The organism is Tolypothrix sp. VBCCA 56010, from assembly GCF_050875635.1.
Taxonomy (GTDB): Bacteria; Cyanobacteriota; Cyanobacteriia; order Cyanobacteriales; family Nostocaceae; genus Hassallia.
Genome location: NZ_JBPAOH010000442.1, coordinates 1 through 436 on the forward strand (window position 1 = coordinate 1; position 436 = coordinate 436).

The 436-nt window shown below is 39.4% G+C and carries 1 pseudogene; it reads right to left on the reverse strand.

The features are described from left to right. Positions 1-101: 101 nt before the first annotated feature. Positions 102-215, reverse strand: a pseudogene (locus tag AABK37_RS41915) (ParA family protein); the annotation flags it as partial. Between the last annotated feature and the right edge of the window lie 221 nt (positions 216-436).

The following is a 436-nucleotide window of genomic DNA, read 5'->3' on the forward strand; positions in this document are numbered from 1 at the left end:
TGAAAACAAAAACTTACATAAACTGGTTATTTATCTAGTGTTACATTTTTGTGCTGTAGTTTTGCTTATTCGCGGTTTACTCGTACAGGTGCAAGATGTGAGTCAACAAGCAGTACGCGACGATTTCGCTGTGCTAGGTGATAGCCTAAGTTTTGGGTAAGGGTGCTTTTAGCTACACCACCCGCTTGGTTAAATATGTTTGTGATTTTTGTCATATAGAGAAGAAACAAAGCTTGTTCAGGTGAAATTGCAGCACATACGGGAGCCGCAGCGTAAAGATGAAACGCCGCAGCCTGGGGTACGTATTGCTTGTACTTGTAATTCCGTATCTACAGTCAGTAGACCGAAAACTTTTGCGATCGCCTTGAAAAACAGATTTAAAATCAGAATGCTGTCTAATTAACTGTATTTTGGAATACATTTGTTCTGATTTTCT